Here is a 25,268-nt window from a genome sequence, read left to right on the forward strand (position 1 = left end):
AGATATCCACTAAATATCAGAGTATTCCGTTGGGTGCAGGAAAAGGATATCCTGATGGGATACATTGTGCTGGTATTCCGGCAGGGCCACCAGTGTTTTCCATTCAGGATCGGCGCTGAAGGATTTCCAGTGCGTATCCCGGTCGTCCTTATTCTCGAAGGTGGTCATGTACATGAGATTGGGCATGTGGCTGCCGCTTAGTACCTCTGCATAGAACACGGCGTTGAAGCCCAGGCGTTTGAAAAGCCTTACTTCGCCGCCTTTATTGAACATCTGTACTTTGTTACGGTACAGCTTTTCTGTGGGCCCTTCGTAGCTGCGCAATTCATATACGCGTTCGCTTTTAGGGCCGGTAAGCGCAGGTAACTGCATCATGGGCGCTTCTGTAAATGCCTGCAGCAGGATGGTCTCCATTCTCGTGTAGGGCGGTGCGTTATAGGCCGCATCCAGGTAATCGCTGCCGGCGGTAGCATGCTGTTTATCGGCTTCCAGGCGGGCAGGCAGGTCGCGGAATTGTTCCAGGCTGTGGTAGGGCACCAGCACATATATTTTACGGTCTGCCGCGGTATCATTACCCACCGGTTTAAAAACGCCTATTTTGGCAATGCCGGCTTTATGCGCTGCGGGAATGAACGCGTTTTGCATATAGCGGTCCACCATATTTTCCTGTGCCGCATCCTTTACGTGGTAAATTCTGATCTCGTAGTAGTCGCGCTGCGGCGGTTTTACCGCAGCGGTTAAAGATGATTGTAACATCATACATACAATTAGGCTCAGGCAAAAGCCAAGGTTTCCGTTTAAAGATCTTCTCAGTGTACAGTTTAACATGAAATTTATAAATTAATTGGTGGCAAACGGGTTTACAATTTAACTGTTACAGATCAACTTTTACAGTTAAATATTATGAGCGGCGGAGAAAACAGCTATTGGCTTTTAGCGGTTAGCTTTTAGCTGGTGGCTGCAATCAGGTGTTAGCTGCCAGCTGATGATTGCCAGAATAAAAAAAGGCAGCCATTCTTTGGAATGACTGCCTCAATATCGGGCATTAGCTAAAGGCTAACAGCTAAAGCTAACTGCTAATTTAATTATTCGTCGTCGCCAACAAAGGGAACATCAGCTTCCGGACGGGGAGGTCTTGGACCTCTGTCACGGTTGTCGCGGTCACGATCGCCACCACCACGGTGCGGCGGACGGCCACCTCTATCGCCTCTGTCGCCTCTATCACCACGGTCGCCTCTGTCAGGACGGTCTCCCCTTTCAGGTCTTTCCGGCCTTTCTACATAACCTTCCGGTTTAGGCATCAGCACCCTGCGGCTCAGTTTGAATTTGCCTGTCTTGGGATCAGTACCGGTGAGTTTCACCTTTACTTTTTCACCTTCTGACAGTACGCCTTCCATACTTTCCAGGCGTTTCCAGGAAACTTCAGAGATATGTAACAGGCCTTGTTTACCAGGCAGGAACTCTACAAATGCACCGTAAGGCATTACTGATTTTACGGTAGACTCGTATACTTCGCCTACTTCCGGAACAGCCACGATACCCTTGATCCAGGTAAGGGCTTTTTCCAGGCCTTCTTTCTGTGCGGAGAAGATGCTTACTTCGCCGGTTTCACCAACTTCTTCGATGTTGATGGTAGTACCGGTTTCGCGTTGGATCTCCTGTATCACCTTACCACCGGGGCCTATCACAGCGCCAATGAATTCGCGGTCGATGATCAGTTTCTCCATGCGCGGAGCATGCGGTTTGGGTTCAGGACGGAAAGCAGGCATGGTGGCATACATACTATCCAGGATGTGCAGACGTCCGCGGAGGGCCTGTGCCAGTGCCTGGCGCATTACATCCATGCTTAAGCCGTCTACTTTAATATCCATCTGGATACCGCAGATACCTTCGCGGGTACCGGTTACCTTAAAGTCCATATCACCCAGGTGGTCTTCATCACCCAGGATATCTGTCAGCACTGCGAATTTACCGTCAGAAGCACGGGAAATAAGACCCATTGCCACACCGGATACGTGTTTAGGCATCGGAACGCCAGCATCCATCAGGGCCAGTGAACCGGCACAAACGGTAGCCATGGAAGAGGAACCGTTAGATTCCAGGATATCGGATACCACCCTCACCGTATAGGCATATTCGCTACCCGGCATCATCTGCTTCAGGGAGCGCATAGCCAGGTTACCGTGACCAACCTCTCTGCGGCCGGGGCCACGCATCATCTTTACCTCACCGGTAGAGAAGGGCGGGAAGTTATAGTGCAGGATAAACTTTGAGTATTTGGAGGTAGCAGCGTTCTCGATCAGCAGCTCATCATCCGGCGTACCTAAGGTAACGGTAGTGAGCGACTGGGTTTCGCCACGGGTGAACAGTGCGCAACCGTGGGGAGAAGGCAGCAGATCCACTTCCATATTCAGGGGACGTACCTGGTCCAGGCTACGGCCATCCAGGCGGATGGATTCGTCCAGGATCATGTTACGGATCACTTCTTTTTCCAGGTCGTGGAGGTATTTACCTACCAGCGGCTGGTCTTCTTCGGGCAGTTCGGCTTTATTCAGGAAAGTCTCCAGCTCCTCACCGATCTGGTGGAAGGCGTCGCTACGGTCATGCTTGGCAGAAGCACCCTTGGCAACCTGGTATATACGTTCTTTAGCGAATTCAGCGATCTTCGCTTTCAGTTCTTCGTTGGTATGCGGCAGGGTGTATTCGCGTTTAGCGACAGCGCCAGCCAGCTGGTGCAGTTCTTCCTGGGCTTTTACCTGTATTTTGATGGCTTCGTGCGCAATTTCAATGGCCTTGATCAGGTCCTCTTCGCTACATTCCTTGCTTTCGCCTTCCACCATCATGATATTCTTTCCGGTGGCGCCTACGATGAAGTCCATATCGGCTTTCTCCATCTGGGAGCGGGTGGGGTTGATCACCATCTCGCCAGCTACGCGGGCCACTCTTACTTCGGAGATGATCTCCTGGATGGGCACATCAGACACTGCCAGGGCAGCAGATGCAGCCAGACAGGCCAGGGCATCCGGCATTACTTCCGCATCGGAAGAAATGAGGCTAACCAGTACCTGTACTTCGCATAAATAATCGTCGGGGAACAAGGGGCGCAGTGCGCGGTCTATCAAACGGGAGATCAGTACTTCGTAATCAGACAGTTTGCCTTCGCGTTTGAAGAAGGAGCCGGGTATACGGCCGGCAGAGGCAAATTTTTCCTGGTAGTCAACAGTAAGGGGGAAAAAGCTTTGTCCCGGTTTTGGTTCTTTATTTGCAACAACGGTCGCCAGTAAGATACAATCGCCCAAACGCACGGTTACAGCACCATCGGCCTGGCGGGCCAGCTTGCCGGTTTCTATGGTGACGATACGGCCGTTTCCTATATCGAATTTAACTGAGATAGGCGTTAGATTCATAAAAAAAAGTGAGGATTAAAAGGTATACCTAAAAAAAACTATTCCCAACCTTTCGAAGTTGGGAATAGCGCTATAACACGAACATCGTTATTTTCTGATACCTAACTTCTCAATCAGGGCACGGTAGCCGGAGAGGTTAGTTTTAGAAAGGTAGGAGAGCAGGCGCTTCCTTTGACCTACCATCTTCATTAAACCACGATTTGTAGAGAAATCTTTTTTATTGGCTTTCAGGTGATTGGAAATGCTGGTGATACGCTCTGTTAATAAAGCAATCTGTGCTTCTACAGAACCTGTATTTTTCTCACTTCCGCCAAATTCCTTGAAAATATTGGCTTTCTTTTCAACAGTTAAGTAAGACATCTTTGATAAAATAATAAAAATTATAAAGTTTTTTCGTCGCTATTTTTCCGGTGCAAAGGTAAAATGAATATTTGGATTTAACAATTCCGTATTATTAATAATGAATATTGGATATCATGTAACCTTATATACATGTATACCAACCAATTACCCATTTTGATTAATTTACACTAATGGGGCTCAGGCGAAGTTAATGGCCGCATTATCAATTACCTGGCCATTTTCTGTACGCAGCACCCGGGAAGGGAATTTCTGTAATACAATATAATCATGGGTAGCCATTACAATGGCGGTTCCATCTTCCCGGCAAATACGGAAAAGCAGCTGCATGATACCGTCTGAGGTTTCCGGATCCAGGTTACCGGTGGGCTCATCTGCCAGGATCAGCTTGGGGGAGTTGAGCATGGCCCGGGCAATATCTACCCTTTGCTGCTCGCCACCGCTTAGCTCGTACGGCATTTTAAACCCTTTGGTACCCAGGCCCACCTTATCCAGCACATCTGCTATCTTATCTTCCATATGTTTAGGCTCCTGCCAGCCGGTGGCCTTGAGCACAAACTTCAGGTTATCATGTACGTTCCGGTCTGTGAGCAACTGAAAGTCCTGGAAGACCACGCCCAGGTTACGGCGCAGGTAAGGCACTTTTTTCCAGTCCATTTTCTTCAGGTCGAACCCTACCACCTGGCCTTCCCCCTCTCTAAGGGTGAGATCGCCATAGAGGGTTTTTAACAGGCTGGACTTACCCGTACCGGTTTTCCCGATAAGGTAAACAAACTCCCCCCTGTTGACTGCTATATTCACATCAGATAAGATCAAAGAGTTTCCCTGGTAGATACTGGCGCTGGATAGTTGTAAGATCGGTTGCTCCTCCATTTGTATAGTCCTCTGTTTATATTAAACTATTAACATCAACAAAAATAAATGAATATCCCTGTTAACACACATTTTTATAAAAAAACTAAGAAAATAGTTGTTAAACTAATTAATTAGTTATAAGTTTGAATAGCCAATAAAAACGAACCTATGAGTACTTCTTCATTAAAAACATTAACGAAAGCTGAGGAGCAGATCATGCAGGTACTTTGGCAAAAGGGGCCCTGTTTTGTAAAAGATATCATAGAGGAGCTGCCGGAGCCAAAGCCGCATTACAACACCACTTCCACCCTGGTGAAGATACTGGTGGAAAAGGGGTTTGTGGATTTCAAAGCCTTTGGCAAATCGCACCAGTATTATGCGCTTACCGGTAAAGATGAGTACAGCCGCAAGACGGTGAAGCAGCTGGTGAAGGGCTATTTTGAAGGCTCGTATAGTAACCTCATCTCCTTCTTCGTACAGGAAAAGGACCTGAGCGTAAACGACCTGGAAAAGCTACTGCAACAAATTAAGGACGCACAAAACAAGTAAGCCATGGTACCACTGATCTCCTACCTGTTAAAAATGCTGGTATGCTCCGGCATCCTGTATGCGTACTATCATGTAGCGCTGCGTAACAACCGCTTTCACCAGTGGAACCGGTATTACCTGCTGGCCGCCACCCTGCTATCCCTTGTACTGCCGCTGTTACAGCTGCCTGTACCGGCGGGCAGGCAGGCGCCATTGGTATTGAGCACGTATACCACGCAGATCATTACCCTGCGGGAGTTTATACTGCCGGCGCCCGGCGCCATTGACTACCTCCAGATGGCACTGTATGGCTATGGCCTGGTAGTGCTGCTGTTATTGAGCCGTACTTTATACGGCTGCTGGAAGATAAGGCGGCTCATACAACGCAACCCGGTAGAGCAACGGTTCCCTTACCGTTTGGTGCAGAGCGAAGAAGTAAAAACCCCGTTCTCTTTTTTCCGGTATATCTTCTGGAACCGGGACATTAGCCCGGACAGTGCGGATGGCCGGCAGATACTGCAACATGAGCTCACCCATGTAACAGAAAAACACAGCGTGGATAAGCTGTTAATGGAACTGGTGTGTGCAGCAGGCTGGATCAATCCCTTCTTTCACCTATCTAAAAAGGAGCTGACCATTGTGCATGAATTTATCGCCGACCAGCATGCGGCGGCGGGCAAAGTAGCCGATTATGCACAAACCATTCTCCAGGTAACGCTGCAGAGCCGGCAGCTGCAGCTCACCAATAGTTTTTTTCATCCGCCCATTAAACGCCGGATCAACATGTTATTTGCTCATCCATCAAACTTTACTATTATGAAAAAACTCATCGCTATCCCTGTTCTAATTGCCCTCATCATCTTTGTAGGTTGCCAGCGGCAGCAACAGGACGCCCAACCCGGCGTCATTGACATCACTATGGAACAAATGAAAACCATAGATGCGGAAAATATTAAGGAAATCAATATTTCCAACAACGAAGCCTTGCTGAGAACAAAAGATGGGCGGACCTATCGTGTAAAGGACTATCCTTTCGAAGACCTGAAACGGCAGTCTGCAAAACATGATAACGTTCCCAAGGAAGTATTCACTTTTGTAGACAATCCGCCCACGTTCGCCGGTGGCGAGGAAGCCCTGGCCAAATACCTCGGTAGTCACATCAAGTATCCTACAACCGCCCAGGAAAATAATGTTTCCGGAACCATCTTTGTGCAATTCGTGGTGAATGCCGATGGCAGCATCAGCGATGTAAAAACAGTGGGCAAAACAAAAGGCTCCGGGCTGGAAGAAGAATCCATACGGGTAGTGAAAGAGATGCCAAACTGGACGCCCGGCGAGCATCATGGTAAAAAAGTAGCCGTACAGTTTAACCTGCCGATACGGTATACTTTACAGGATGACGCCACCTCCATGCTGCAACCGTTCATGCTATTCAAGAAGAAGACTAATGAAAATTGCTAATAAATAATTGATAACATAACAGAATAAACAAGGGCGGCCTTCGCGGCCGCCCTTCTATTTAAAATTTCGCATAAGCTGTTAACCCCAAATTTATCTTACTCGTACACGAATGTGCCGTATCCGCTCTTCACTGTTACTTTCTTAGCCGGCGCTGCTTCTACCCTACCTACTACCTGGGCGTCTATATTAAATCCTTTTGCTATTTCGATGATGCCGGCGGCTATATTCTCCGGTACATACAACTCCATGCGGTGGCCCATATTAAATACCTTGTACATCTCCTGCCAGGCTGTGCCGGATTGTTCCTGTATCAGGGTAAACAGGGGCGGCGCGGGGAACAGGTTATCCTTTATTACATGCAGCTGGTCTATAAAATGCAGCACCTTGGTCTGTGCGCCTCCGCTGCAATGTACAATACCGTCTATCTGCCCGCGGTATTTCGCCAATACCTGTTTGATAACGGGCGCGTATGTACGGGTGGGTGATAGCACCAGCCGGCCGGCGTCTACCTGTCCAAAACCGGGAATATCTATTTTATCTGTTAAGCTTTTTTTACCGCTGAACACTACTTCCTCCGGCAGGCCGGCGTCATAGGTTTCCGGGAAAGCCTGGGCTACCGCTTTGCTGAATACATCGTGGCGGGCAGAGGTAAGGCCGTTGCTGCCCATACCGCCGTTATACTCTTTTTCGTAGGATGCCTGTCCGTAGGAAGCCAGGCCCACCACTACGTTGCCTGCCTGGATACGGTGGTTGGATACCACCTCTTCCCTTTTCATACGGCAGGTAACGGTAGAGTCTACGATGATGGTGCGCACGAGGTCGCCCACATCTGCCGTTTCGCCGCCGGTAGCGTATATACTGATACCATGGCTGCGCAGTTCTGCCAGGATCTCCTCTGTGCCATTGATGATGGCGGCAATCACCTCCCCAGGTATGAGCCGTTTGTTACGGCCAATGGTGGAGGACAGGAGTATATTTTCCGTGGCGCCTACGCAAAGCAGGTCATCTATATTCATGATGATGGCATCCTGTGCGATGCCTTTCCATACGTCCAGGTTGCCGGTTTGTTTCCAATAGGCATAGGCCAGGGAGGATTTGGTACCGGCGCCGTCCGCATGCATGATATTACACCAGGCTTCGTCGCCGCCCAGTATATCCGGCACTATTTTGCAGAAAGCTTTCGGGAACAGTCCTTTGTCAATGTTCTTGATGGCATTGTGCACATCCTCCTTATCGGCGGAAACACCTCTTTTGGCGTACAGATCCTGATTCATTATACGTTCTATATTAGATATATCCGTGAAAATTCAACCTCCACGTTATGGCAGCAAAAGTAACAGATTCTGCCCAGTTCTCATGGTAATCATACAAATCCCAAAAAACTAGGTTAGATTTGCACGGCATTTTTGACCGTTATTCAGTTTTATGCAGGTTCACAGGGAACTATCACAATTGCCGGATTTTCGTAATGCAGTGATCACTATTGGTACATTTGACGGCGTGCATACCGGGCACCGCTACATCCTGCAGCAACTGCAACAGACGGCAGCCGCCGTGAACGGGGAGACCGTGATCGTTACTTTTGATCCGCACCCGCGCGAGGTACTGTTCCCTGATGACAAGACCCTGCGCCTGCTGACCACCCTGCCGGAAAAAATAGCCCTGCTGGACCGGGAGGGGATTGACCACCTGGTAGTGGTGCCTTTTACCAAAGCTTTTTCAGAACTTTCTGCCCGGGCCTACCTGGAAGATTTCCTGATTGCCCGGTTTAAGCCGCATACCATTATTATAGGTTATGATCACCGGTTCGGGCATAACCGCGAAGGCGGCCTGGAGCTGCTGGAAGCGGAGCAACATCAATACGGCTTTCAACTCATAGAAATACCGCAGCAGGTGGTACACGACCTGTCTGTAAGCTCTACCAAGATCCGTCATAGCCTGCTGGAAGGCAATATTACCCTGGCCAATGAGCTGCTGGGCTACCCTTATTTTATGGCGGGCACGGTGATACATGGAGATAAGATGGGCCGGCAGCTGGGTTATCCTACCGCCAACCTGCAGCTGGCAGACCCGCGTAAACTGATCCCTGTAGAAGGTATCTATGCGGTAAAAGCGACCATCGGCCAGGAAAAGAATGCTTTAAAAGCGGTGATGAGTATTGGCACACGCCCCACCTTTAACGGTACAGACCTGCGCCTGGAGGTACACCTGTTTGATTTTAACGGGGATATTTATGATCAGCAGCTGCAGGTACAGTTTATTGACTTTATCCGGCACAACCAGAAATTTGGCAATGTGGAAGCCCTGATCGCCCAGATGAATAAGGATAGCGAACAGGCAAAGGCCAAGCTTTAATACCATTACCGGGTCATTACCTTATACATTAACTCCTTCATCAGCTCACCGTCTTCTACGCCACTATCGTTAATGCCTATGCTTCTGAGGTTATAGGTATGCAGCAGCAGGATGGCTTTTTCCGTGCCTTCCGCCCCATATTGCCGGGCGGCCGCCATATAATCCTTTACGAAAAAGGGGTGTACGCCTAATGCGGAGGCGATCTCCTTCTCCCCTCCTTTTACGCCAAAGATCAGGTTTACTTTACTGAAGAAGTTATACAGGGCGGGTATTACCATCTGTACAGGGCCTGCCTTGGGGTTGGCGGCAAAATAATTGATGATACGTATCACTTTGGTAAAGTCCTGCTGGCCTACGGCATTCTGGAGCTCAAATACATTGTATTCCTTGCTGATGCCCACATATTTTTCGATATCGCCTTCGTCTATCTTTTTGTCCGCCGGCAGGTTTACCAACAGCTTATCTATTTCATTGGCGATACGTGACAGGTCGTTACCGATATGATCCACCAGCAGGATACCGGCTTTTTGTGAAATGGCGCGGCCCAGTTCCCGCACATAGACCTCTACCCAGCCTGGCAGCTGGTTATCATATAATTTCTTGGTGGTTAACAGCACCCCTTTTTCCTTAATGAGCTTGGCCATCTTGCTACGGCCGTCTATCTTACCCTGTTTGTGGGCTACCACGAAGATGGTGGAGTCCAGGGGATGGTCTATATAAGGCTCCAGCTTCAGCAGATCGCGCATGGCCTGGGCCTCCTTTAATATTACCACCTGTTTTTCCGCAAACATGGGATACCGGCGGCAGGCGTTGATCACGGTGCTCCAGTCTGTATCCTTTCCATAGAGGATGGTGAGATTAAAGCCTTTTTCTGCTTCATCCAACAGCTTATGCTCCGCGTAGTTGCTTACCTGGTCAATGAAAAAATCCTCCTCCCCTTCCAGCCAGTACAACGCTTTGAATTTCTTCTGTTTCCAATCCTTTATGATATCCTGGTATTCCATACAGTATTACTTAACGATCACGACTTCTTCTTCCTTTAATAATGGTACGCCTTTAAACCGCAGCATCAGCTGGGCTACGGCCACTACATCCTTCTGGCAGTAGGTGGCAATACGCTCCAGGTCCCGGTCATTCCAGTAAACACTGGCTACCATGCTGCCGTCTATATCATCCTTGGAGGTAGGTATGCCCAGGATGGTGGTGAGCAGTTTGAGTGATGTATAACTTTTATAATCGCCAAACCGCCAAAGCTGCATGGTATCCAGCATGGGCATTTCCCAGGGTTTAAAGCCATGCAGCTGTAAAGGCTGGGGCAAAGATAGCTGATGGATGACAGAACGCCTACAGATGTATGGGATGTCGAACTCCTTTATATTATGTCCGGCAAACTGGAAGCGGGGATATTTCGCATAAAACTTATTCACCAATTCTAAAAAACCGCTTATTACAACTTTCTCATCATCATCATAGAATGATTTGATGCGGAGTTGATAATGATCGTTTTCGAGTGTAAAGAAGCCGGCGGAGATACATACCACTTTACCGAATTCCGCAAAGATACCTGCCTTAATGGCATAATCCCCTGTCCCATCGGCTGAATCTGGCAAAGTTTTTGTTATTTTCTCCAGCCAGAGGCTTTGCACCTGCTCGGGCAGTTCTCCGAAAGCCGCTACAGCGGGGGTAGTCTCTATATCTAATAATAATAACTGATCTAGGGCAATGTTGGGTAGCACTGATAAAATCCAGTTTAAAAGTTTGTGAATTAAAGAATTTAATAGGTTATTTTTGCATAACGATTTTTAACCATATAACAATTAAACATAAAACAAAAACAACTATGACTGAGAACACATTCAACACGCCTGCTTCCGGATCATCCGGCTCAGAAAAACCCCGTAGCCGTAACGGACTTATATACGGTATTTTAATCGCAGCGTTAGCAGGTACCTGGATATACATGTTGTATGACAAAAATAAAACTAACGAAACCCTTACACAACAAGGTGTTCAAATAGATTCTATTTCATCATCAAGAGATGCATTACAGCAAGAATATAATGCTGCTAACGCCCGTCTGGACGATCTGATCTCCCAGAACACCCGTATGGACAGTCTTGTAAAGACCAAGGATAAAGAACTTGCCGATATGAAGGCCAGGATCCAGAGCATCCTCTCGAACAAGAATGCTACCCAGGGCGAACTGGCTGAAGCCCGCAGGCTGATTGAACAAATGAAGACAAATATAGCTGGTTATCAGGAAACCATCGAACGCCTCGAGGGTGAAAAACTGGTATTAGCCGGCGAAAGGGATGTAGCCCGTAAAGAAAGGGATTCCGTAGGTACTGTAAAAGACAGCCTGAATAAGGAAGTAAACCTGGGTTCTGTATTACACGCCAGCAATATTAAGCTGCAGCCTATCCAGGTAAAGAAAAATGGCAAAGAAGTAGAAACTTCCAAAGCTAAACGCGCTGATATGATGCGTGTAACTTTTGATCTGGATGAGAACAGGATCGCACCTACCGGTGATAAAGAGATCTTTGTTGCCATCACTTCTCCCGACGGTTCTCCGCTGGCAGTAGAGGCACTGGGCTCCGGCCGTTTCAGCCTGGAAGACGGTACTGAAAAATTATATACTGCCAAGAAAACAGTTCCTTACACCAAAGGCGAAAAACAAACAGTAAGCATGGATTGGAAACAGAATTCTGATTTCAAACCTGGCGATTACAGCGTTGAGATCTATCACAACGGCTTTAGGATCGGACAAGGTAAAGTAAGCCTGAAGAAGGGCGGTTGGTTCTAGTCTGACACTGTTTTATACAATATAAAAGTAAAAGGATTGCCGAACAGCAATCCTTTTACTTTTTTTTATTATATCTGATTGTTAACGATTGGTTATTGCCTTTATTCATATATAAAAATAAACTTAATTTGACTTTCTTTGTTTATCGTAACATGATAAGTTGTTGTTTGCCTTGCTTTCAAAAACGAAAACCAATGCGTCGTGTGAATTAAAGCAGCAGTTTTATTGTAAGAAATAACCGGAGATACCTTTAAAAACCTAATTGCATGGAGTCCAAACTCGTGTTTGTTGTGGATGATGATGAGATTTTCCACTTTATTGTGAAAAAACTATTTGCTCAAAACGATCACTACCAAAATAATCTGACCATCACCTCTTTCTTCTCCGCCGAAGATGCCCTGGAACAGATACATCCGGACCAACCCTTACCTGCAGTAATTATTGTAGACATTAATATGCAGCCTATGAACGGCTGGGAATTCATAGCGGCTTACCGCAAACTGTTGCCATTGCTGCCGCAGCCTATCCCTATAGTGATGTGCTCTTCTTCTATGGATGAAAGGGATATACAGCAGGTACAGGTTACGCCGGAGTTGTGCGCTTATATTACTAAACCGCTGGATAAGAATAAACTGAAGGAGATAGAGAAGTATTTGTAATGTGCTAATGTGCCGATGCGTGGAAATGGACGCAAAAAAGAAATGTGCAAATGAAAAGCGGGATCCGCTCATCATTTGCACATTTGCACATTTGCACATTAGTACATTAGTAATTACGCTGTTACGCTCTCTCCATACAGCTCTTCGCGCAGGGCCCTTACCCGCGGATCTGCCAGGTACTCATCAAATGACATAAGCCTGTCGATAATACCTTTAGGCGTTATCTCGATGATACGGTTGGCCACAGACTGCATAAAAGCATGGTCATGCGTGGTGAAGAGCACAATACCTTTAAAGTTATTCATGCTTTCGTTGAAGGACTGGATGGATTCCAGGTCCAGGTGGTTGGTAGGCTCATCCAGCACCACTACGTTCGGATCCTGTAGCATCATGCGGCTAAGCATGCAACGTACCTTTTCGCCACCGCTTAATACGCTGGTCTTTTTCATGATCTCTTCACCGCTGAACAGCATCTTACCCAGGAAACCGCGCAGGAAAGGCTCATCCACATCCGTTACGTGCGGCGGCACAAACTGGCGCAGCCAATCCATGAGGTTGAGGGATGGGTCCTGGAAGAACTCCGCGTTATGGTTGGGCAGGTATGCCTTGGTAACGGTGGTTCCCCATTCCAGTTTACCGCTATCGGCTTCCATTTCGCCGTTGATGATCTCGAAGAAAGCGGTAAGGGCGGTGTGATCCTTTGACAGGAAGGCGATCTTGTCGCCTTTATTCACGGTAAAGCTTACATCGCTGAACAGCTTACGGCCGTCAACAGACTTTTGCAGCTTTTCTATATTCAGGATCTGGTTGCCTACTTCGCGCAGCTGTTTGAAAATGATACCAGGATATTTACGGTTGGAGGGCTGGATATCTTCGATGACCAGCTTTTCCAACGCTTTTTTACGGGAAGTAGCCTGTTTACTCTTGGAAGCATTGGCGCTAAAGCGGGCAATGAAGTCCAGCAGGTCTTTCCGCTTTTCTTCCATTTTCTTGTTCTTATCAGACACCTGGCGGGCAATCAACTGGGAAGACTCGTACCAGAAGGAGTAGTTACCGGTAAAGATCTGGATCTTGCTACGGTCTACGTCCGCCACATGGGTACATACCGCATCCAGGAAGTGACGGTCGTGGGATACCACTATTACGATATTCTGATAATCGGCCAGGAAGTTTTCCAGCCAGCCGATGGTCTCAACGTCCAGGTCATTCGTGGGCTCATCCAGCAGCAGGATGTCCGGGTTACCGAACAGGGCCTGTGCCAGCAGTACCCGCACTTTAAGGGCGCCGCTCAGCTCCTTCATGGTCAGGCTGTGCAGCTCTTCTTTAACGCCCAACTCGCCCAGGAGCGTGCCAGCATCACTTTCTGCCGTATAGCCGTCCATTTCGCCAAACTCTCCTTCCAGTTCACCAGCGCGGATGCCATCCTCTTCCGTAAAATCGGCCTTAGCGTAGATCGCATCCCTTTCCTTGGCTATCTCCCATAACCGCTTATTGCCCATGAGTACCGTGTTAAGCACCGTAATATCATCAAACTCAAAGTGGTTCTGCTTCAATACGCTCATCCGTTCGCCGGTGGATATTTCCACGTTCCCCTTATTGGGCTCTATCTCACCGGAAAGGATCTTCAGGAAGGTAGATTTACCGGCGCCATTGGCCCCGATGACTCCATAACAGTTCCCTTTGGTGAAATTGAGGTTCACTTCATCAAACAATACCCGTTTGCCGTAGGAGAGCGATACATTTTTAACACTGATCATGCTGGCTAAAGAAATTTAAGGCGCAAAGTTAAATAAAATAGTCCATAGTCGTTAGTTAACATTAACTGTCTTTGGCATGGCCGGGTTGCCCTTCTGGCCGCTTATTTGCTGTATTTGCGGTATGGAACTGTATGAACAGGAAATCCGGAAGGAATTGCACCGCTGGCAGCGGAAAATGCAGCGGGACCCATCGCTGCCCAACAGGCTCACCAAGCGCCTGCAGGACCGCATTAACCGGATAATCCCGGAAAAGGTGCACCAGGCCTTTACGGCAGCCATCAAACAGATGACCCGTGGCGTGCTCTTCGGGGCGGGATTTATTTCCCCGGAACCGCAACCGGTCACTGACCTGTTGCTTACGGAAGCCCGGGTAAAGGACCGGATAGGCTTCTACAAGACCACTGCCGCCACAGAAGGAGCCATTACCGGGGCCGGGGGTATTTTGCTGGGGCTGGCAGATTTTCCGCTATTCCTGAGCATTAAGATGAAAATGCTGTTTGATATTGCCGCTTTATACGGTTTTGACGTAAAAAGTTACCAGGAGCGCCTATTCCTGTTATACATTTTCCAGATCACGTTTTCCAGTCAGCAGCTGCGCAACAAGACCTATCCCCTGCTGGCCAACTGGGACCAATACCGCCAGGACCTGCCCATGGATATGCATGCCTTTGACTGGCGGCGTTTTCAACAGGAATACCGCGATTATATTGATATTGCCAAACTGCTGCAGCTCATGCCCGGCATTGGCGCGGTGGTAGGCGCCTATGCCAACCACCGGTTAACGGACAAACTGGGCCGCAGCGCCATGAATGCCTACCGTATGCGTATATTAAAGGTTTGAGTATCTTTACGCCCTCACCAACACTCCCATAACGTATGACTACCTACGAACAAATATTCGAGAATAACAGACAGTGGGTTGCCTCAAAAACGGCTACAGATGCACAATTCTTTGAAAAGCTGGCGCGGGAGCAAAAACCGGATTACCTGTACATAGGGTGCAGCGACAGCCGTGTACCGGCTAACGAGATCATGGGTCTGGATGCAGGAGAGGTATTTGTGCACCGCAATATTGCCAACCTGGTGAACAATATTGACCTGAACATCATGTCCGTGATCAATTATTCTGTGCGGCACCTGGAGGTAAAACATATTATCGTATGCGGGCATTATAACTGTGGCGGCGTAAAGGCGGCTATGCAACCGGAAGACCTGGGCCTGCTGAACCCCTGGCTGCGTAACATCCGCGATGTATACCGCCTGCATATGGATGAGCTGAACGCTATCACTGATACTACGGCGCGTTATAACCGGCTGGTAGAACTGAACGTACAGGAACAATGCCTGAACGTGATCAAAACTGCAGCTGTACAACAATCTTATCTAAAGAACGGTTTCCCTACCGTGCATGGCTGGGTGTATGACCTGCATAACGGGCTGCTGGTAGACCTGAAAATAGATTTTGAAGGCTTGCTGCATGAGATCCAGAAGATCTATGATCTGACAGGAAAAGGAATACAGTTTTAATTAATAATCTGAATTGAATGTTAGGGCCTATTGGCGTATTTGACTCCGGCTATGGCGGATTGACCGTAATGAAAGAGATCGTTGCGGAGCTGCCGGAATATGATTATCTATACCTGGGCGATAATGCCCGCACCCCCTATGGCAACCGTAGTTTTGATACAATACATGCCTATACGCTAGAATGCGTGCAATATCTTTTCCGGATGGGTTGCCCGCTGATCATAGTCGCTTGTAATACGGCATCTGCCAAGGCGCTGCGTACCATACAGCAAAAAGATCTGCCACATATAGCGCCGGACCGGCGCGTGTTGGGTGTAATACGGCCCACCACGGAACTGGTAGGCACGTTAACCCAAACAGGCGAAGTGGGCATATTGGCCACCAATGGCACCGTAGTCTCAGAATCCTACCCGATCGAGATCAATAAGTTCTTCCCGGACGTAACAGTACACCAGGAGGCCTGCCCCATGTGGGTACCGCTGGTAGAGAATAATGAACATGAAAGCGCCGGCGCTGATTATTTTGTGAAGAAACACCTGGGCAATATCCTTGGCAAGGCGCCCAATATAGACACGCTGGTGCTGGGTTGTACCCATTACCCGTTGCTGATGAACAAGATAAAGGAACATGTGCCGGGTGGTATTACCGTGTTATCCCAGGGCAAGATCGTGGCGCATAGCCTGAAGGATTATTTGCACCGGCATCCGGAAATGGAGGTTAGGCTAAGCAAACAGGGGCAGCGCCATTTCCTTACTACGGATGATCCGCAGATCTTTGACCGCATGGCGGGTATTTTTTATGGTAAGACTGTACAGTCGGAGAAGATAGCGGTTAGCCATTAGCTTTTAGCTGTTAGTGATTGAAGCGAATCAATGGCTAACAGCTAAAAGCTAACTACTGTTTTTATTTTTCCTTTCCTTCCAGCTTCAACATAAATGCATATTCCAAAGCTGTTTTTTTCAGCGCTTTGAAACGGCCGGAAGCGCCGCCGTGGCCGGCTTCCATATCTGTTTTGAGCAGGAGCAGGTTATGGTCTGTTTTCAGTTCCCGCATTTTAGCCACCCATTTGGCCGGTTCCCAATATTGCACTTGTGAGTCATGCAGGCCGGTAGTGACCAGCAGGTTAGGATAAGCTTTATTGGTGACGTTATCGTAGGGGGAATAAGACTTCATATAATCGTAAGAATCCTTGTTCTTAGGATTGCCCCACTCGTCAAACTCGCCGGTAGTGAGCGGTATGCTTTCATCCAGCATGGTAGTTACTACATCGACAAAAGGCACTCCGGCAATTACGCCATGCCACAGGTCTGGACGCAGATTGGTAACGGCGCCCATGAGCAGGCCGCCGGCGCTGCCGCCCTGCGCATACAGGTGCTCCGGTGATGTATAGTGCTGCGCTACCAGGAACTCCGCACAGGCAATAAAATCTGTAAAGGTGTTCATCTTCTTAAACATCTTACCATCCTCATACCATTGACGGCCCATCTCTTCCCCACCCCGGATATGCGCAATGGCATAGGCAAAACCACGATCCAGCAGGCTTAAACGGGCGCTGCTGAATGACGGGTCCATACTAATGCCATAAGAGCCATAGCCATACAACAGCAGCGGGCTTTTACCATTCTTGTCAAAGCCTTTTTTATACACCAGTGATATGGGCACTTTTACGCCATCTTTAGCCACCGCAAACAGGCGCTCTGTTACGTAGTTGGCTGGGTCATAGCCACCCAATACTTCCTGCCTTTTCTTTAACTCGCTTTTGCGGGTTTCCATGTCATAATCGTAAGTGGAGTTGGGCGTAGTAAGGGAAGTATAGGTATACCGCAGCTGTTTGGTATCCATTTCCGGGTTAGTGCCAATATTAGCTACATAAGCCGGTTCGTCAAAATGCAGGTAATGATCTTGCTTATTCTGCATATTCATGACATGCAGCTGCGTGAGGCCTTCCTTACGTTCCTGTAATACCAGGAAATTGCTGAACAGCTCAAAGCTTTCCAGCAATACATCTGCACGATGGGGTACCAGCTCTTTCCAGTTATCCCGGGCAGTTTTGTCCAGCGGGCATTCCATCAGGCGGAAGTTGATCGCCTGCCAGTTGGTGCGGATATAAAAGCGGTCGTTCAGGTGATCAACATCATACAGCACATCTTTTTGCCGGGGCTGGAACACTTTAAAAGCGCCTTCCGGCTTATCCGCATCCAGCACGCGGTATTCTGAGGATAGGGTGCTGGTGGAGGAGATCATGATATATTTACCGGATTTGCTGCGGTGAATATCCAGATCAAATGTTTCATCCTTTTCCCAATATACCTGCTGGTCCTTCGTGGTGTCCGTACCCAGCTTATGCCGGAATATGCGCTCCGGGCGCAGTGTTTCCGGGTGTTTGCGGGTAAAGAAAAAGGTTTGGTTATCGTTGGCCCAGGCCAGATCCCCGGTGGTTTCCGGAACAGCGTCTGCCAATATGCGGCCTGTTTCCAGGTCCTTTACATAGATCACATATTTCCGGCGGCTTACCGTATCCGCGCCAAATGCCAGCAGGCGGTTATCCGGGCTTACGGACAGGCCGGTGGCATGGTAATACGCATGGCCTCTGGCCATATCGTTCACGTTCAGGATCACCTCTTCCGCCGCTTCCAGGCTGCCTTTTTTACGGCAGTAGATGGGGTATTCCTTACCGGTCTCGAAGCGGTTGTAATAGTAGTAGCCATTCTTCAGATAAGGCGCGGTAGCGTCCTTTTCCATGATACGGCCTTTCATTTCGTCGTAGAGGTTTGCCCTTAGCTTTTCCTCCGGTTTCATGATAGTATCCAGGTAAGCATTCTCTGCCTGCAGGTAAGCGATCACTTTAGGATCGTTGCGATCATTCATCCAGTAGTAATTGTCCGTACGGGTATCTCCGTGTGTCGTTAACGCTTTGGGTATCTTTTCTGCTACCGGGGGCGTTATATTGTGCTGTTCCGTCATAGTATTCTTTTTCTCCTGACAGCCTAAAAGGCTTATACATAATAATGCAATAAAACCTGGAGTGTGCTTCATATAGGGATTCTGATTAAACGATTTGCATTGTTTCCGGATTCCAGTTGATCACCTGTTTCTTAAAATAGCTCTCATTGGTGAGCAGGGCCGGACCTGCAGCACGGAGGCCAAAGGTAGCGTCTTCCACGATGGTTTTGCCGGAGCGCATCCCTTCAAAGAAATTCACAAAGTGGTCAAAACGGTCGTCGTAATTGGCAGGGGCGGCAAATTTGCTTTCGGAGGTGTCGCCTTTACGGGTATCCGGCGGATATTTGGCGTCATATTGTTTTACATAGGCTTCCTGCTGGGCCTTTGGAAAGGTATTCCAGGTGTCCCATCCACCGTAGCCCGGGGCGGTGGGCAGCTTGTGCTTTTTAACCCGGAAATCGTTCCAGCCCATTTCTATCACACCTTCTGTTCCTATAAAACGGGTATACTCCCCTCCGCCGCTGCCATCGGCAAAATTTACCCGCAGGGTAGCCTGGAAGGCGGGGTGATCTTTGGTTTCCGGATAGTCGAAAATGGCCATTATCACATCCGGTACGTCACGGCCGTCTTTCCATTGCACCAGGTTACCGCTGGAATAGATGCGGGAGGGGCCCATGGAGCCTGTAATAAAGTGCAGGCCGGAGATCAGGTGCACAAACAGGTCGCCGGGCATGCCGGTGCCATAGGCCTGGTAATTACGCCAGCGGAAAAAGCGGGTGGGATCAAACGGCACTTTGGCGGTATCCTTCAGGAAGGTGTCAAAATCAACCGTCTGGGGGCTGGCGTCCAGGGGAATGGAATATTGCCAGGCGCCCAGGGCGTCATGCCGGTCATAACGGGCATCCACCAGGTTCAGTACGCCTATATCGCCGGCCAGGTACCTTTTGCGGGCTTCCATCATAGCAATGCTGCTCACCCGCTGGCTGCCTACCTGGAATACGGATTTGTTACGTTTCTGGGCGGCTATCACCTCATGGCCTTCAGATACCTGCTGTACCATGGGTTTTTCGCAGTATACAGCCTTGCCTTTGTCCATAGCCTGGATGGAGATGGTATCATGCCAGTGGTCCGGCGTAGCTATAATAATGGCGTCTATATCCTTCCGGTCCAGCAGTTCGCGGTAATCGCGGGTGGTGAACACATTAGCGCCATATACTTCCTTTACTTTCTGCAGATGCCCGGTATACAGGTCTGCCGCGGCTACAAACTCCACACCCGGCACTTTCAGGGCCGTTTCTACATCGCCAAAGCCCATAATGCCCATACCTACGCAGGCCAGGCGGATCTTATCATTAGCGGAGATTTGCGTTTGTGGCTGTAACAGCTGTACCGGCTCTTTACCCAGGGCAGCTGCCAGGGGGCCTGCACCCAGTATAGCAGCGGTACTGCTCAGCTGCTTTATGAACTTCCTTCTGGAGTTGTTTGACATATTTCTGGTTTTTAACGTGGAAAAATCGGGTATATAATAATAACAAGAAATTGGGATATAAAGAAGAACAGGCTGCCCGCTTTTCAGCAAACAGCCTGTTCTTGTGATATCTAACGATGTACTTACTTCTCGTAGGTAAAGCCAGCCCTGATGAATTCGCGGTTCAGGCGGGCAATATTGGTGAGGGAGATCTCCTTGGGACATTCTGCCTCGCAAGCGCCGGTATTGGTACAGCTACCAAAACCTTCCTTATCCATTTGCGCCACCATGTTCAATGCGCGGGTAGCCCTTTCCGGCTCGCCCTGGGGCAGCTGTGCCAGCTGGGATACCTTGGCAGATACGAACAGCATGGCAGAAGAGTTCTTACAGGCGGCTACGCAGGCGCCGCAACCGATACACGCTGCTGCTGCAAACGCTGCATCTGCCTTATCCTTGGCGATGGGAATAGCGTTAGCGTCTACCGCGTTACCGGTATTTACAGAGATATAACCACCGGCTTCTATGATGCGGTCAAAAGCGCCCCTGTCTACCGTAAGGTCTTTTACCACCGGGAAGGCGGCCGCCCTCCAGGGCTCTACGGTAACGGTATCGCCATCTTTGAAGGCACGCATGTGCAGCTGGCAGGTAGTGGTACCTGCCCAGGGGCCGTGTGCGCGGCCGTTGATGTGCATGGAACACATACCGCAAATACCTTCGCGGCAGTCATGGTCAAATGCTATCGGCTCTTTACCCTCGTTGATCAGGTTCTCATTCAGCACATCGAACATTTCCAGGAAAGACATTTCAGAGGAGATGTCTTTTACCTGGTAAGTTTCAAACCTACCCTGATCGTCTTTATTTTTTTGCCTCCACACTTTTAATGTGAGGCCCATATTATAATGTTCCATTGTTATGGCAGTATTATTAATTATTTATAAGAACGTTGTGTGGGCTTGCATTCTTCGAATACCAGCTGCTCTTTATGCAGTTCGTAGCTGCCATCCGCTTTGTATTCCCAGGCTGCTACATAATCGAATTCCTGATCGTTACGCAGCGCTTCCCCTTCTTCTGTCTGTGACTCTTCGCGGAAGTGACCGCCACAGGACTCTCTACGGTTCAGGGCGTCGCGGCACATCAGTTCGCCCAGCTCCAGGAAGTCTGCCACACGGCCGGCTTTTTCCAGTTCAGGGTTGAACTCATTAGCGCTACCGGGGATACGTACATCTTTCCAGAACTCTGCGCGGAGCGCGATGATCTCTTCGATGGCTTCTTTCAGGCCTTTTTCGTTACGGGCCATACCGCACTTATCCCACATGATCTTACCCAGCTTCTTATGGAAGTGGTCTACGGATTTGGTGCCTTTAATATTCATGAACCGGTCGATGGTGTCCTGTACCTGTTTTTCTGCTTCTGCAAAGGCTGGGTGGTCTGTAGGGATAGCTTTGGTACGGATCTCATCTGCCAGGTAGTTACCGATGGTGTAAGGTATTACGAAGTAACCATCTGCCAGGCCCTGCATGAGGGCGGAGGCGCCCAGGCGGTTAGCGCCGTGGTCAGAGAAGTTAGCTTCACCCAGGGCGTACAGGCCGGGCACGGTGGTCATCAGCTCATAATCCACCCACAGGCCGCCCATGGTGTAGTGCACGGCAGGGTAGATACGCATGGGCACTTCGTACGGGTTTTCGCCGGTGATCTTGGCGTACATATCAAAGAGGTTGCCGTATTTCTCAGCCACCACTTCTTTACCCAGCTTGTCGATCAGTTCCGGGGAAGCGTTGTGCTCACCGCGTTTGCCGGCCTCGATCTTGCCGTAACGCACAATGGCGGCGGCATAATCCAGGTAAACGGCCTGTTTGGAAGAGCCTACGCCGTAACCTGCGTCACACCTTTCTTTAGCGGCGCGGGAGGCCACGTCACGGGGTACCAGGTTACCAAAGGCGGGGTACCTTCTTTCCAGGTAGTAATCCCTTTCTTCTTCTGGTATATCAGCCGGTTTACGGTTATCGTCTTTTTTCTTGGGTACCCAGATGCGGCCGTCGTTACGCAGCGATTCTGACATCAGGGTCAGTTTGGACTGGTGCTCGCCGGAAACGGGGATACAGGTAGGGTGGATCTGTGTGTAACAAGGGTTACCAAAGAAAGCGCCTTTTTTAGTGGCTTTCCAGGCAGCTGTTACGTTAGAGCCCATGGCGTTGGTAGACAGGAAGAACACGTTACCATAACCACCGCTGGCCAGCAGTACGGCATGGCCAAAATGGCGCTCCAGCTTGCCGGTGATCAGGTCACGGGCGATGATGCCGCGGGCCTTGCCATCGATCTTCACAATATCCAGCATCTCATGGCGGGTATAGAGGGTAACGTTACCCAGGGCTACCTGGCGCTCCAGGGCGGAGTAAGCGCCTAACAGCAGCTGCTGGCCTGTTTGGCCGGCTGCGTAAAAGGTACGCTGTACCTGCGTGCCACCAAAAGAACGGTTACTGAGCAGGCCGCCATATTCACGGGCAAAGGGTACACCCTGCGCCACGCACTGGTCTATAATATTAGCGCTTACCTCTGCCAGGCGGTGCACATTGGACTCGCGGGAGCGGTAATCGCCACCTTTTACAGTGTCGTAGAACAAACGGTATACAGAGTCACCGTCGTTCTGGTAGTTCTTAGCGGCATTGATACCACCCTGCGCGGCAATACTGTGCGCACGGCGGGCACTGTCCTGAAAACAGAATGCCTTTACCTTGTATCCTAATTCACCTAAGGAAGCCGCTGCTGAAGCGCCTGCCAGGCCGGTACCGATAATGATCACCTCCAGGCTGCGCTTGTTTGCCGGGTTCACCAGCTTCACATGGCCCTTATACTCTTCCCATCTCTTCTCTAATGGGCCGGCAGGAATTTTTGCATTCAACATATATGTCAAAAATTTGAGCTTAAATCTGAATTATTTGAAAAATATTACTACCGGAATAATAGCAAAACCAAGCGGTATGAGTATGCCAAACAGCCACACGCCTACAAAGTTGATCAGGCCGTTGTATTTCACATGATTAAGACCAAAGGTCTGGAAAGCGCTTTTGAAACCATGTATGAGGTGGAAGGAAAGCGCGATCATGCCTATCACATACAGCACAACCAGCCAGGACTCTTTAAAGGCAAACTGTACAACGGTGTACAGGTCTTTAATAGGCTCGCCGGTGGCCTCGTAGCTAACGGTAGGCAGGCTCTGGTAGTGGAATTTCCACCAGAAGTCTGACAGGTGTACCACGATGAAAATGAACAGGATGCTGCCCATAATAGCCATCTGACGGCTATACCAGGACGAGGTTTGGTTACCGGGGCTCACGGCGTATTTCACCGGGCGGGCCTTACGGTTACTAAAAGTAAGCTGTATGGCTACGATAGCGTGCAGCAGGATCACGATCTTCAATCCCCAGGCAATGAACTGGATCAGGCTGTTATGGCCCATGAAGGCGGCATAGGTGTTAAAGCCCTTACCCCCATCGTTATACAGCAGCTGTACGTTACCGGCAAGGTGCACGATAATAAAGCTGCAAAGGAACAAACCGGTAATGCCTACTAATAATTTCTTGCCAATAGAGGTGTTAAAAAACTGTGACCACTTCATATAAATTACTGAGCTTCCTAATAAGTAATATGATGATTTTCTAAATATCGGGCAAATTTAACGCAGGAAAAATTAAAAGCAAATGATATTTCTCAGTTTTCGGGCAGCCGGCTACTCCAAACGCCTCATCATGACATTATCTACCATATTATAGAGGTGTTGCGGCTGGTAGGTCCGCCATTTGTCGTTCTCGAGCAGGTGCACATAATAATCCAGCCGGGCTTTTAAAAACTCCTGGCGGGTTTGCTCCGGCATATTCAGGCTTACGATCCAGCCGCCGTCATCCTTGATATCATCCCACCACTCCTCATAATAGCTATCGTCTGAGGAATGGAAATTCATGACATTTTCCGTTATCAGTATAAATTTATTGATACCGTTGGCAATCAGCACGTCCACTATCTCCCGTTTCAGGGTCATAATATCATTCTCGATCGCATCATTCCATTCTCCCAGCAATTCTATAATGGCAAAATTGAACTGGTAGTCTGCAAAAAGTATCTTCAGATACAGGGTCCGCGACCCAAAATCATCCCATTGGGGATGTACATAGTAGTTATAAACCGTGTTGGTGTATTCAAACTCGCTGTACTCCTTTCCATAGAATGGTGATAGTTCATCGTCTTCGGCTGTGTACAAATGCCGCCAATTGTAATATGGTTCTATATCGTGCATGGGCTTTCCCTCCTTCTCAAATTTACGCCATCCGGCTATATTCCTCTACCGCTTTTCTGACACTGCCGGCTTTGAGCAGCAGGTCCTTGGCGGTATCATAATCAGCTAATTGCAGCCTTTCCATGAGCATACGAACGCCCCGGTCTACCAGCTTGTCATTGCTGAGCTGCATGTTCACCATTTTATTATCCTCTACCCTACCCAGTTGTATCATCACTGCGGTGGAGATCATATTTAATACCAGTTTCTGTGCGGTACCACTTTTCATACGGGTGCTGCCGGTAACAAACTCCGGGCCTACCACTACCTCTACAGGATAGTCAGCCGCGGCTGACAGCGGAGCGCCGGGGTTGCAGCAGATGCTACCGGTAACAATCCCCTCCTGGCGGCATTTCTGCAGGGCGCCAATTACATAGGGGGTGGTGCCGCTGGCGGCAATACCTACTACCACATCCTTTTCCGTGATATTAAATTCCCGGAGGTCTTTCCAGCCCTGCTCCCTGTCGTCTTCCGCAAACTCTACGGCTTTGCGGATGGCGGCGTCGCCACCGGCGATGAGGCCAATGACCAGGCCATGGGGCACGCCAAAAGTGGGCGGGCATTCAGAAGCGTCTACAATACCCAGGCGGCCGCTGGTGCCGGCGCCCAGGTAAAACAGGCGGCCACCTGCCAGCATTTTATCGGCAATGGCGGCTACCAGCTTTTCTATATCTGGTATCACTTTGGCCACTGCCTGTGGCACGGTCTGGTCCTCTTTATTGATGTTGGCCAGTATCTCCGTTACGCTCATCTTTTCCAGGTGGCGGTAATGGGAAGGTTGCTCCGTTACTTTTATGAAGGACATTACTGCTGTG

General features: G+C 49.1%; 23 protein-coding genes. 8 read left to right on the forward strand and 15 right to left on the reverse strand.

Translation table 11 applies throughout. The features are described 5' to 3' along the window. Positions 1-9: 9 nt before the first annotated feature. From F0L74_RS28480 to F0L74_RS28495, 4 genes are all read right to left on the reverse strand, one after another. Complete coding sequence (locus F0L74_RS28480; protein WP_213087096.1) at positions 10-759, reverse strand: NIPSNAP family protein; 750 nt, start codon at positions 757-759, stop codon at positions 10-12. A gap of 326 nt (positions 760-1,085) precedes the next feature. Next, positions 1,086-3,407, reverse strand: a complete 2,322-nt coding sequence (locus tag F0L74_RS28485) for a polyribonucleotide nucleotidyltransferase (RefSeq protein WP_149841287.1) — start codon at positions 3,405-3,407, stop codon at positions 1,086-1,088. Between the two features lie 87 nt (positions 3,408-3,494). Then, the gene (rpsO, locus tag F0L74_RS28490; protein WP_149841288.1) at positions 3,495-3,767 is read right to left on the reverse strand and encodes a 30S ribosomal protein S15; all 273 of its coding nucleotides are present in this window, start codon (positions 3,765-3,767) and stop codon (positions 3,495-3,497) included. A gap of 180 nt (positions 3,768-3,947) precedes the next feature. Further along, a complete protein-coding gene (locus F0L74_RS28495; protein WP_149841289.1) occupies positions 3,948-4,640 on the reverse strand; it encodes a cell division ATP-binding protein FtsE in 693 nt (230 codons plus the stop codon). 150 nt (positions 4,641-4,790) lie between these two features. Here F0L74_RS28495 and F0L74_RS28500 point away from each other — a divergent pair, with 150 nt between their 5' ends. Both F0L74_RS28500 and F0L74_RS28505 read left to right on the forward strand, forming a co-directional pair. Continuing rightward, positions 4,791-5,171, forward strand: coding sequence for a BlaI/MecI/CopY family transcriptional regulator (locus F0L74_RS28500; RefSeq protein ID WP_149841290.1), 381 nt, complete (start codon positions 4,791-4,793; stop codon positions 5,169-5,171). 3 nt (positions 5,172-5,174) lie between these two features. Beyond that, positions 5,175-6,611 (forward strand): M56 family metallopeptidase, encoded by a 1,437-nt coding sequence (locus F0L74_RS28505; RefSeq protein ID WP_149841291.1) that lies wholly within the window; start codon positions 5,175-5,177, stop codon positions 6,609-6,611. 95 nt (positions 6,612-6,706) lie between these two features. Here F0L74_RS28505 and F0L74_RS28510 read toward each other — a convergent pair whose 3' ends face one another. Beyond that, entirely contained in the window at positions 6,707-7,885 is a 1,179-nt protein-coding gene (locus tag F0L74_RS28510) for an AIR synthase related protein (protein ID WP_149841292.1), read from the reverse strand. Positions 7,886-8,036: 151 nt separating this feature from the next. Here F0L74_RS28510 and F0L74_RS28515 point away from each other — a divergent pair, with 151 nt between their 5' ends. Beyond that, the gene (locus F0L74_RS28515; protein WP_149841293.1) at positions 8,037-8,966 is read left to right on the forward strand and encodes a bifunctional riboflavin kinase/FAD synthetase; all 930 of its coding nucleotides are present in this window, start codon (positions 8,037-8,039) and stop codon (positions 8,964-8,966) included. 5 nt (positions 8,967-8,971) lie between these two features. Here the strand turns inward: F0L74_RS28515 and holA are convergent, their stop codons facing one another. Then, positions 8,972-9,970: a DNA polymerase III subunit delta gene (gene holA / locus F0L74_RS28520; RefSeq protein ID WP_149841294.1), complete on the reverse strand. Its 999-nt coding sequence runs from the start codon at positions 9,968-9,970 to the stop codon at positions 8,972-8,974. A gap of 6 nt (positions 9,971-9,976) precedes the next feature. Continuing rightward, positions 9,977-10,702 carry a ribonuclease H-like domain-containing protein gene (locus F0L74_RS28525; protein ID WP_149841295.1) on the reverse strand — a complete coding sequence of 242 codons (726 nt, stop codon included), beginning with the start codon at positions 10,700-10,702 and terminating at the stop codon, positions 9,977-9,979. A 104-nt stretch (positions 10,703-10,806) separates the two neighbouring features. On the opposite strand from F0L74_RS28525, the gene F0L74_RS28530 reads away from it, so the two are divergent. Both F0L74_RS28530 and F0L74_RS28535 read left to right on the forward strand, forming a co-directional pair. Further along, positions 10,807-11,769 carry a DUF8428 domain-containing protein gene (locus F0L74_RS28530; protein WP_149841296.1) on the forward strand — a complete coding sequence of 321 codons (963 nt, stop codon included), beginning with the start codon at positions 10,807-10,809 and terminating at the stop codon, positions 11,767-11,769. 266 nt (positions 11,770-12,035) lie between these two features. Continuing rightward, positions 12,036-12,428: a response regulator gene (locus F0L74_RS28535; RefSeq protein WP_149841297.1), complete on the forward strand. Its 393-nt coding sequence runs from the start codon at positions 12,036-12,038 to the stop codon at positions 12,426-12,428. 113 nt (positions 12,429-12,541) lie between these two features. Here the strand turns inward: F0L74_RS28535 and F0L74_RS28540 are convergent, their stop codons facing one another. Further along, entirely contained in the window at positions 12,542-14,185 is a 1,644-nt protein-coding gene (locus F0L74_RS28540) for an ABC-F family ATP-binding cassette domain-containing protein (RefSeq protein WP_149841298.1), read from the reverse strand. A 121-nt stretch (positions 14,186-14,306) separates the two neighbouring features. Here F0L74_RS28540 and F0L74_RS28545 point away from each other — a divergent pair, with 121 nt between their 5' ends. From F0L74_RS28545 to murI, 3 genes are read left to right on the forward strand one after another with little or no spacing between them, the layout of a single operon-like run. Next, a complete protein-coding gene (locus tag F0L74_RS28545) occupies positions 14,307-15,026 on the forward strand; it encodes an EcsC family protein (protein WP_149841299.1) in 720 nt (239 codons plus the stop codon). 35 nt (positions 15,027-15,061) lie between these two features. Continuing rightward, on the forward strand, positions 15,062-15,712 hold the full coding sequence (locus F0L74_RS28550; protein ID WP_149841300.1) for a carbonic anhydrase: 651 nt from the start codon (positions 15,062-15,064) through the stop codon (positions 15,710-15,712). Between the two features lie 17 nt (positions 15,713-15,729). Next, positions 15,730-16,554 carry a glutamate racemase gene (murI, locus tag F0L74_RS28555; protein WP_149841301.1) on the forward strand — a complete coding sequence of 275 codons (825 nt, stop codon included), beginning with the start codon at positions 15,730-15,732 and terminating at the stop codon, positions 16,552-16,554. 61 nt (positions 16,555-16,615) lie between these two features. Here murI and F0L74_RS28560 read toward each other — a convergent pair whose 3' ends face one another. From F0L74_RS28560 to murQ, 7 genes are all read right to left on the reverse strand, one after another. Continuing rightward, a complete protein-coding gene (locus F0L74_RS28560; RefSeq protein ID WP_149841302.1) occupies positions 16,616-18,748 on the reverse strand; it encodes a S9 family peptidase in 2,133 nt (710 codons plus the stop codon). A gap of 13 nt (positions 18,749-18,761) precedes the next feature. Next, positions 18,762-20,144, reverse strand: coding sequence for a Gfo/Idh/MocA family protein (locus tag F0L74_RS28565; protein ID WP_149841303.1), 1,383 nt, complete (start codon positions 20,142-20,144; stop codon positions 18,762-18,764). Between the two features lie 122 nt (positions 20,145-20,266). Continuing rightward, positions 20,267-21,031, reverse strand: coding sequence for a succinate dehydrogenase/fumarate reductase iron-sulfur subunit (locus F0L74_RS28570; protein WP_149841304.1), 765 nt, complete (start codon positions 21,029-21,031; stop codon positions 20,267-20,269). 20 nt (positions 21,032-21,051) lie between these two features. Next, positions 21,052-23,025, reverse strand: coding sequence for a fumarate reductase/succinate dehydrogenase flavoprotein subunit (locus tag F0L74_RS28575; RefSeq protein ID WP_149841305.1), 1,974 nt, complete (start codon positions 23,023-23,025; stop codon positions 21,052-21,054). A gap of 30 nt (positions 23,026-23,055) precedes the next feature. Continuing rightward, entirely contained in the window at positions 23,056-23,739 is a 684-nt protein-coding gene (locus tag F0L74_RS28580) for a succinate dehydrogenase cytochrome b subunit (RefSeq protein ID WP_149841306.1), read from the reverse strand. Between the two features lie 111 nt (positions 23,740-23,850). Beyond that, entirely contained in the window at positions 23,851-24,378 is a 528-nt protein-coding gene (locus F0L74_RS28585) for a hypothetical protein (protein WP_246197847.1), read from the reverse strand. 58 nt (positions 24,379-24,436) lie between these two features. Continuing rightward, the gene (gene murQ / locus F0L74_RS28590; protein ID WP_149841308.1) at positions 24,437-25,258 is read right to left on the reverse strand and encodes an N-acetylmuramic acid 6-phosphate etherase; all 822 of its coding nucleotides are present in this window, start codon (positions 25,256-25,258) and stop codon (positions 24,437-24,439) included. Between the last annotated feature and the right edge of the window lie 10 nt (positions 25,259-25,268).

The sequence above is a fragment of the Chitinophaga agrisoli genome, from assembly GCF_008386695.1.
Taxonomy (GTDB): domain Bacteria; phylum Bacteroidota; class Bacteroidia; order Chitinophagales; family Chitinophagaceae; genus Chitinophaga; species Chitinophaga agrisoli.

Coding starts and splice junctions, on each gene's coding strand:
- F0L74_RS28560 (WP_149841302.1), bottom strand. CDS start 18,748: ATGAAGCACACTCCAGGTTTTATTGCATTATTATGTATAAGCCTTTTA.
- F0L74_RS28580 (WP_149841306.1), bottom strand. CDS start 23,739: ATGAAGTGGTCACAGTTTTTTAACACCTCTATTGGCAAGAAATTATTA.
- F0L74_RS28565 (WP_149841303.1), bottom strand. CDS start 20,144: ATGTCAAACAACTCCAGAAGGAAGTTCATAAAGCAGCTGAGCAGTACC.
- F0L74_RS28500 (WP_149841290.1), top strand. CDS start 4,791: ATGAGTACTTCTTCATTAAAAACATTAACGAAAGCTGAGGAGCAGATC.
- F0L74_RS28480 (WP_213087096.1), bottom strand. CDS start 759: ATGATGTTACAATCATCTTTAACCGCTGCGGTAAAACCGCCGCAGCGC.
- F0L74_RS28545 (WP_149841299.1), top strand. CDS start 14,307: ATGGAACTGTATGAACAGGAAATCCGGAAGGAATTGCACCGCTGGCAG.
- F0L74_RS28570 (WP_149841304.1), bottom strand. CDS start 21,031: ATGGAACATTATAATATGGGCCTCACATTAAAAGTGTGGAGGCAAAAA.
- murI (WP_149841301.1), top strand. CDS start 15,730: ATGTTAGGGCCTATTGGCGTATTTGACTCCGGCTATGGCGGATTGACC.
- F0L74_RS28575 (WP_149841305.1), bottom strand. CDS start 23,025: ATGTTGAATGCAAAAATTCCTGCCGGCCCATTAGAGAAGAGATGGGAA.
- rpsO (WP_149841288.1), bottom strand. CDS start 3,767: ATGTCTTACTTAACTGTTGAAAAGAAAGCCAATATTTTCAAGGAATTT.
- F0L74_RS28505 (WP_149841291.1), top strand. CDS start 5,175: ATGGTACCACTGATCTCCTACCTGTTAAAAATGCTGGTATGCTCCGGC.
- F0L74_RS28485 (WP_149841287.1), bottom strand. CDS start 3,407: ATGAATCTAACGCCTATCTCAGTTAAATTCGATATAGGAAACGGCCGT.
- holA (WP_149841294.1), bottom strand. CDS start 9,970: ATGGAATACCAGGATATCATAAAGGATTGGAAACAGAAGAAATTCAAA.
- murQ (WP_149841308.1), bottom strand. CDS start 25,258: ATGTCCTTCATAAAAGTAACGGAGCAACCTTCCCATTACCGCCACCTG.
- F0L74_RS28510 (WP_149841292.1), bottom strand. CDS start 7,885: ATGAATCAGGATCTGTACGCCAAAAGAGGTGTTTCCGCCGATAAGGAG.
- F0L74_RS28540 (WP_149841298.1), bottom strand. CDS start 14,185: ATGATCAGTGTTAAAAATGTATCGCTCTCCTACGGCAAACGGGTATTG.
- F0L74_RS28530 (WP_149841296.1), top strand. CDS start 10,807: ATGACTGAGAACACATTCAACACGCCTGCTTCCGGATCATCCGGCTCA.
- F0L74_RS28495 (WP_149841289.1), bottom strand. CDS start 4,640: ATGGAGGAGCAACCGATCTTACAACTATCCAGCGCCAGTATCTACCAG.
- F0L74_RS28535 (WP_149841297.1), top strand. CDS start 12,036: ATGGAGTCCAAACTCGTGTTTGTTGTGGATGATGATGAGATTTTCCAC.
- F0L74_RS28515 (WP_149841293.1), top strand. CDS start 8,037: ATGCAGGTTCACAGGGAACTATCACAATTGCCGGATTTTCGTAATGCA.
- F0L74_RS28550 (WP_149841300.1), top strand. CDS start 15,062: ATGACTACCTACGAACAAATATTCGAGAATAACAGACAGTGGGTTGCC.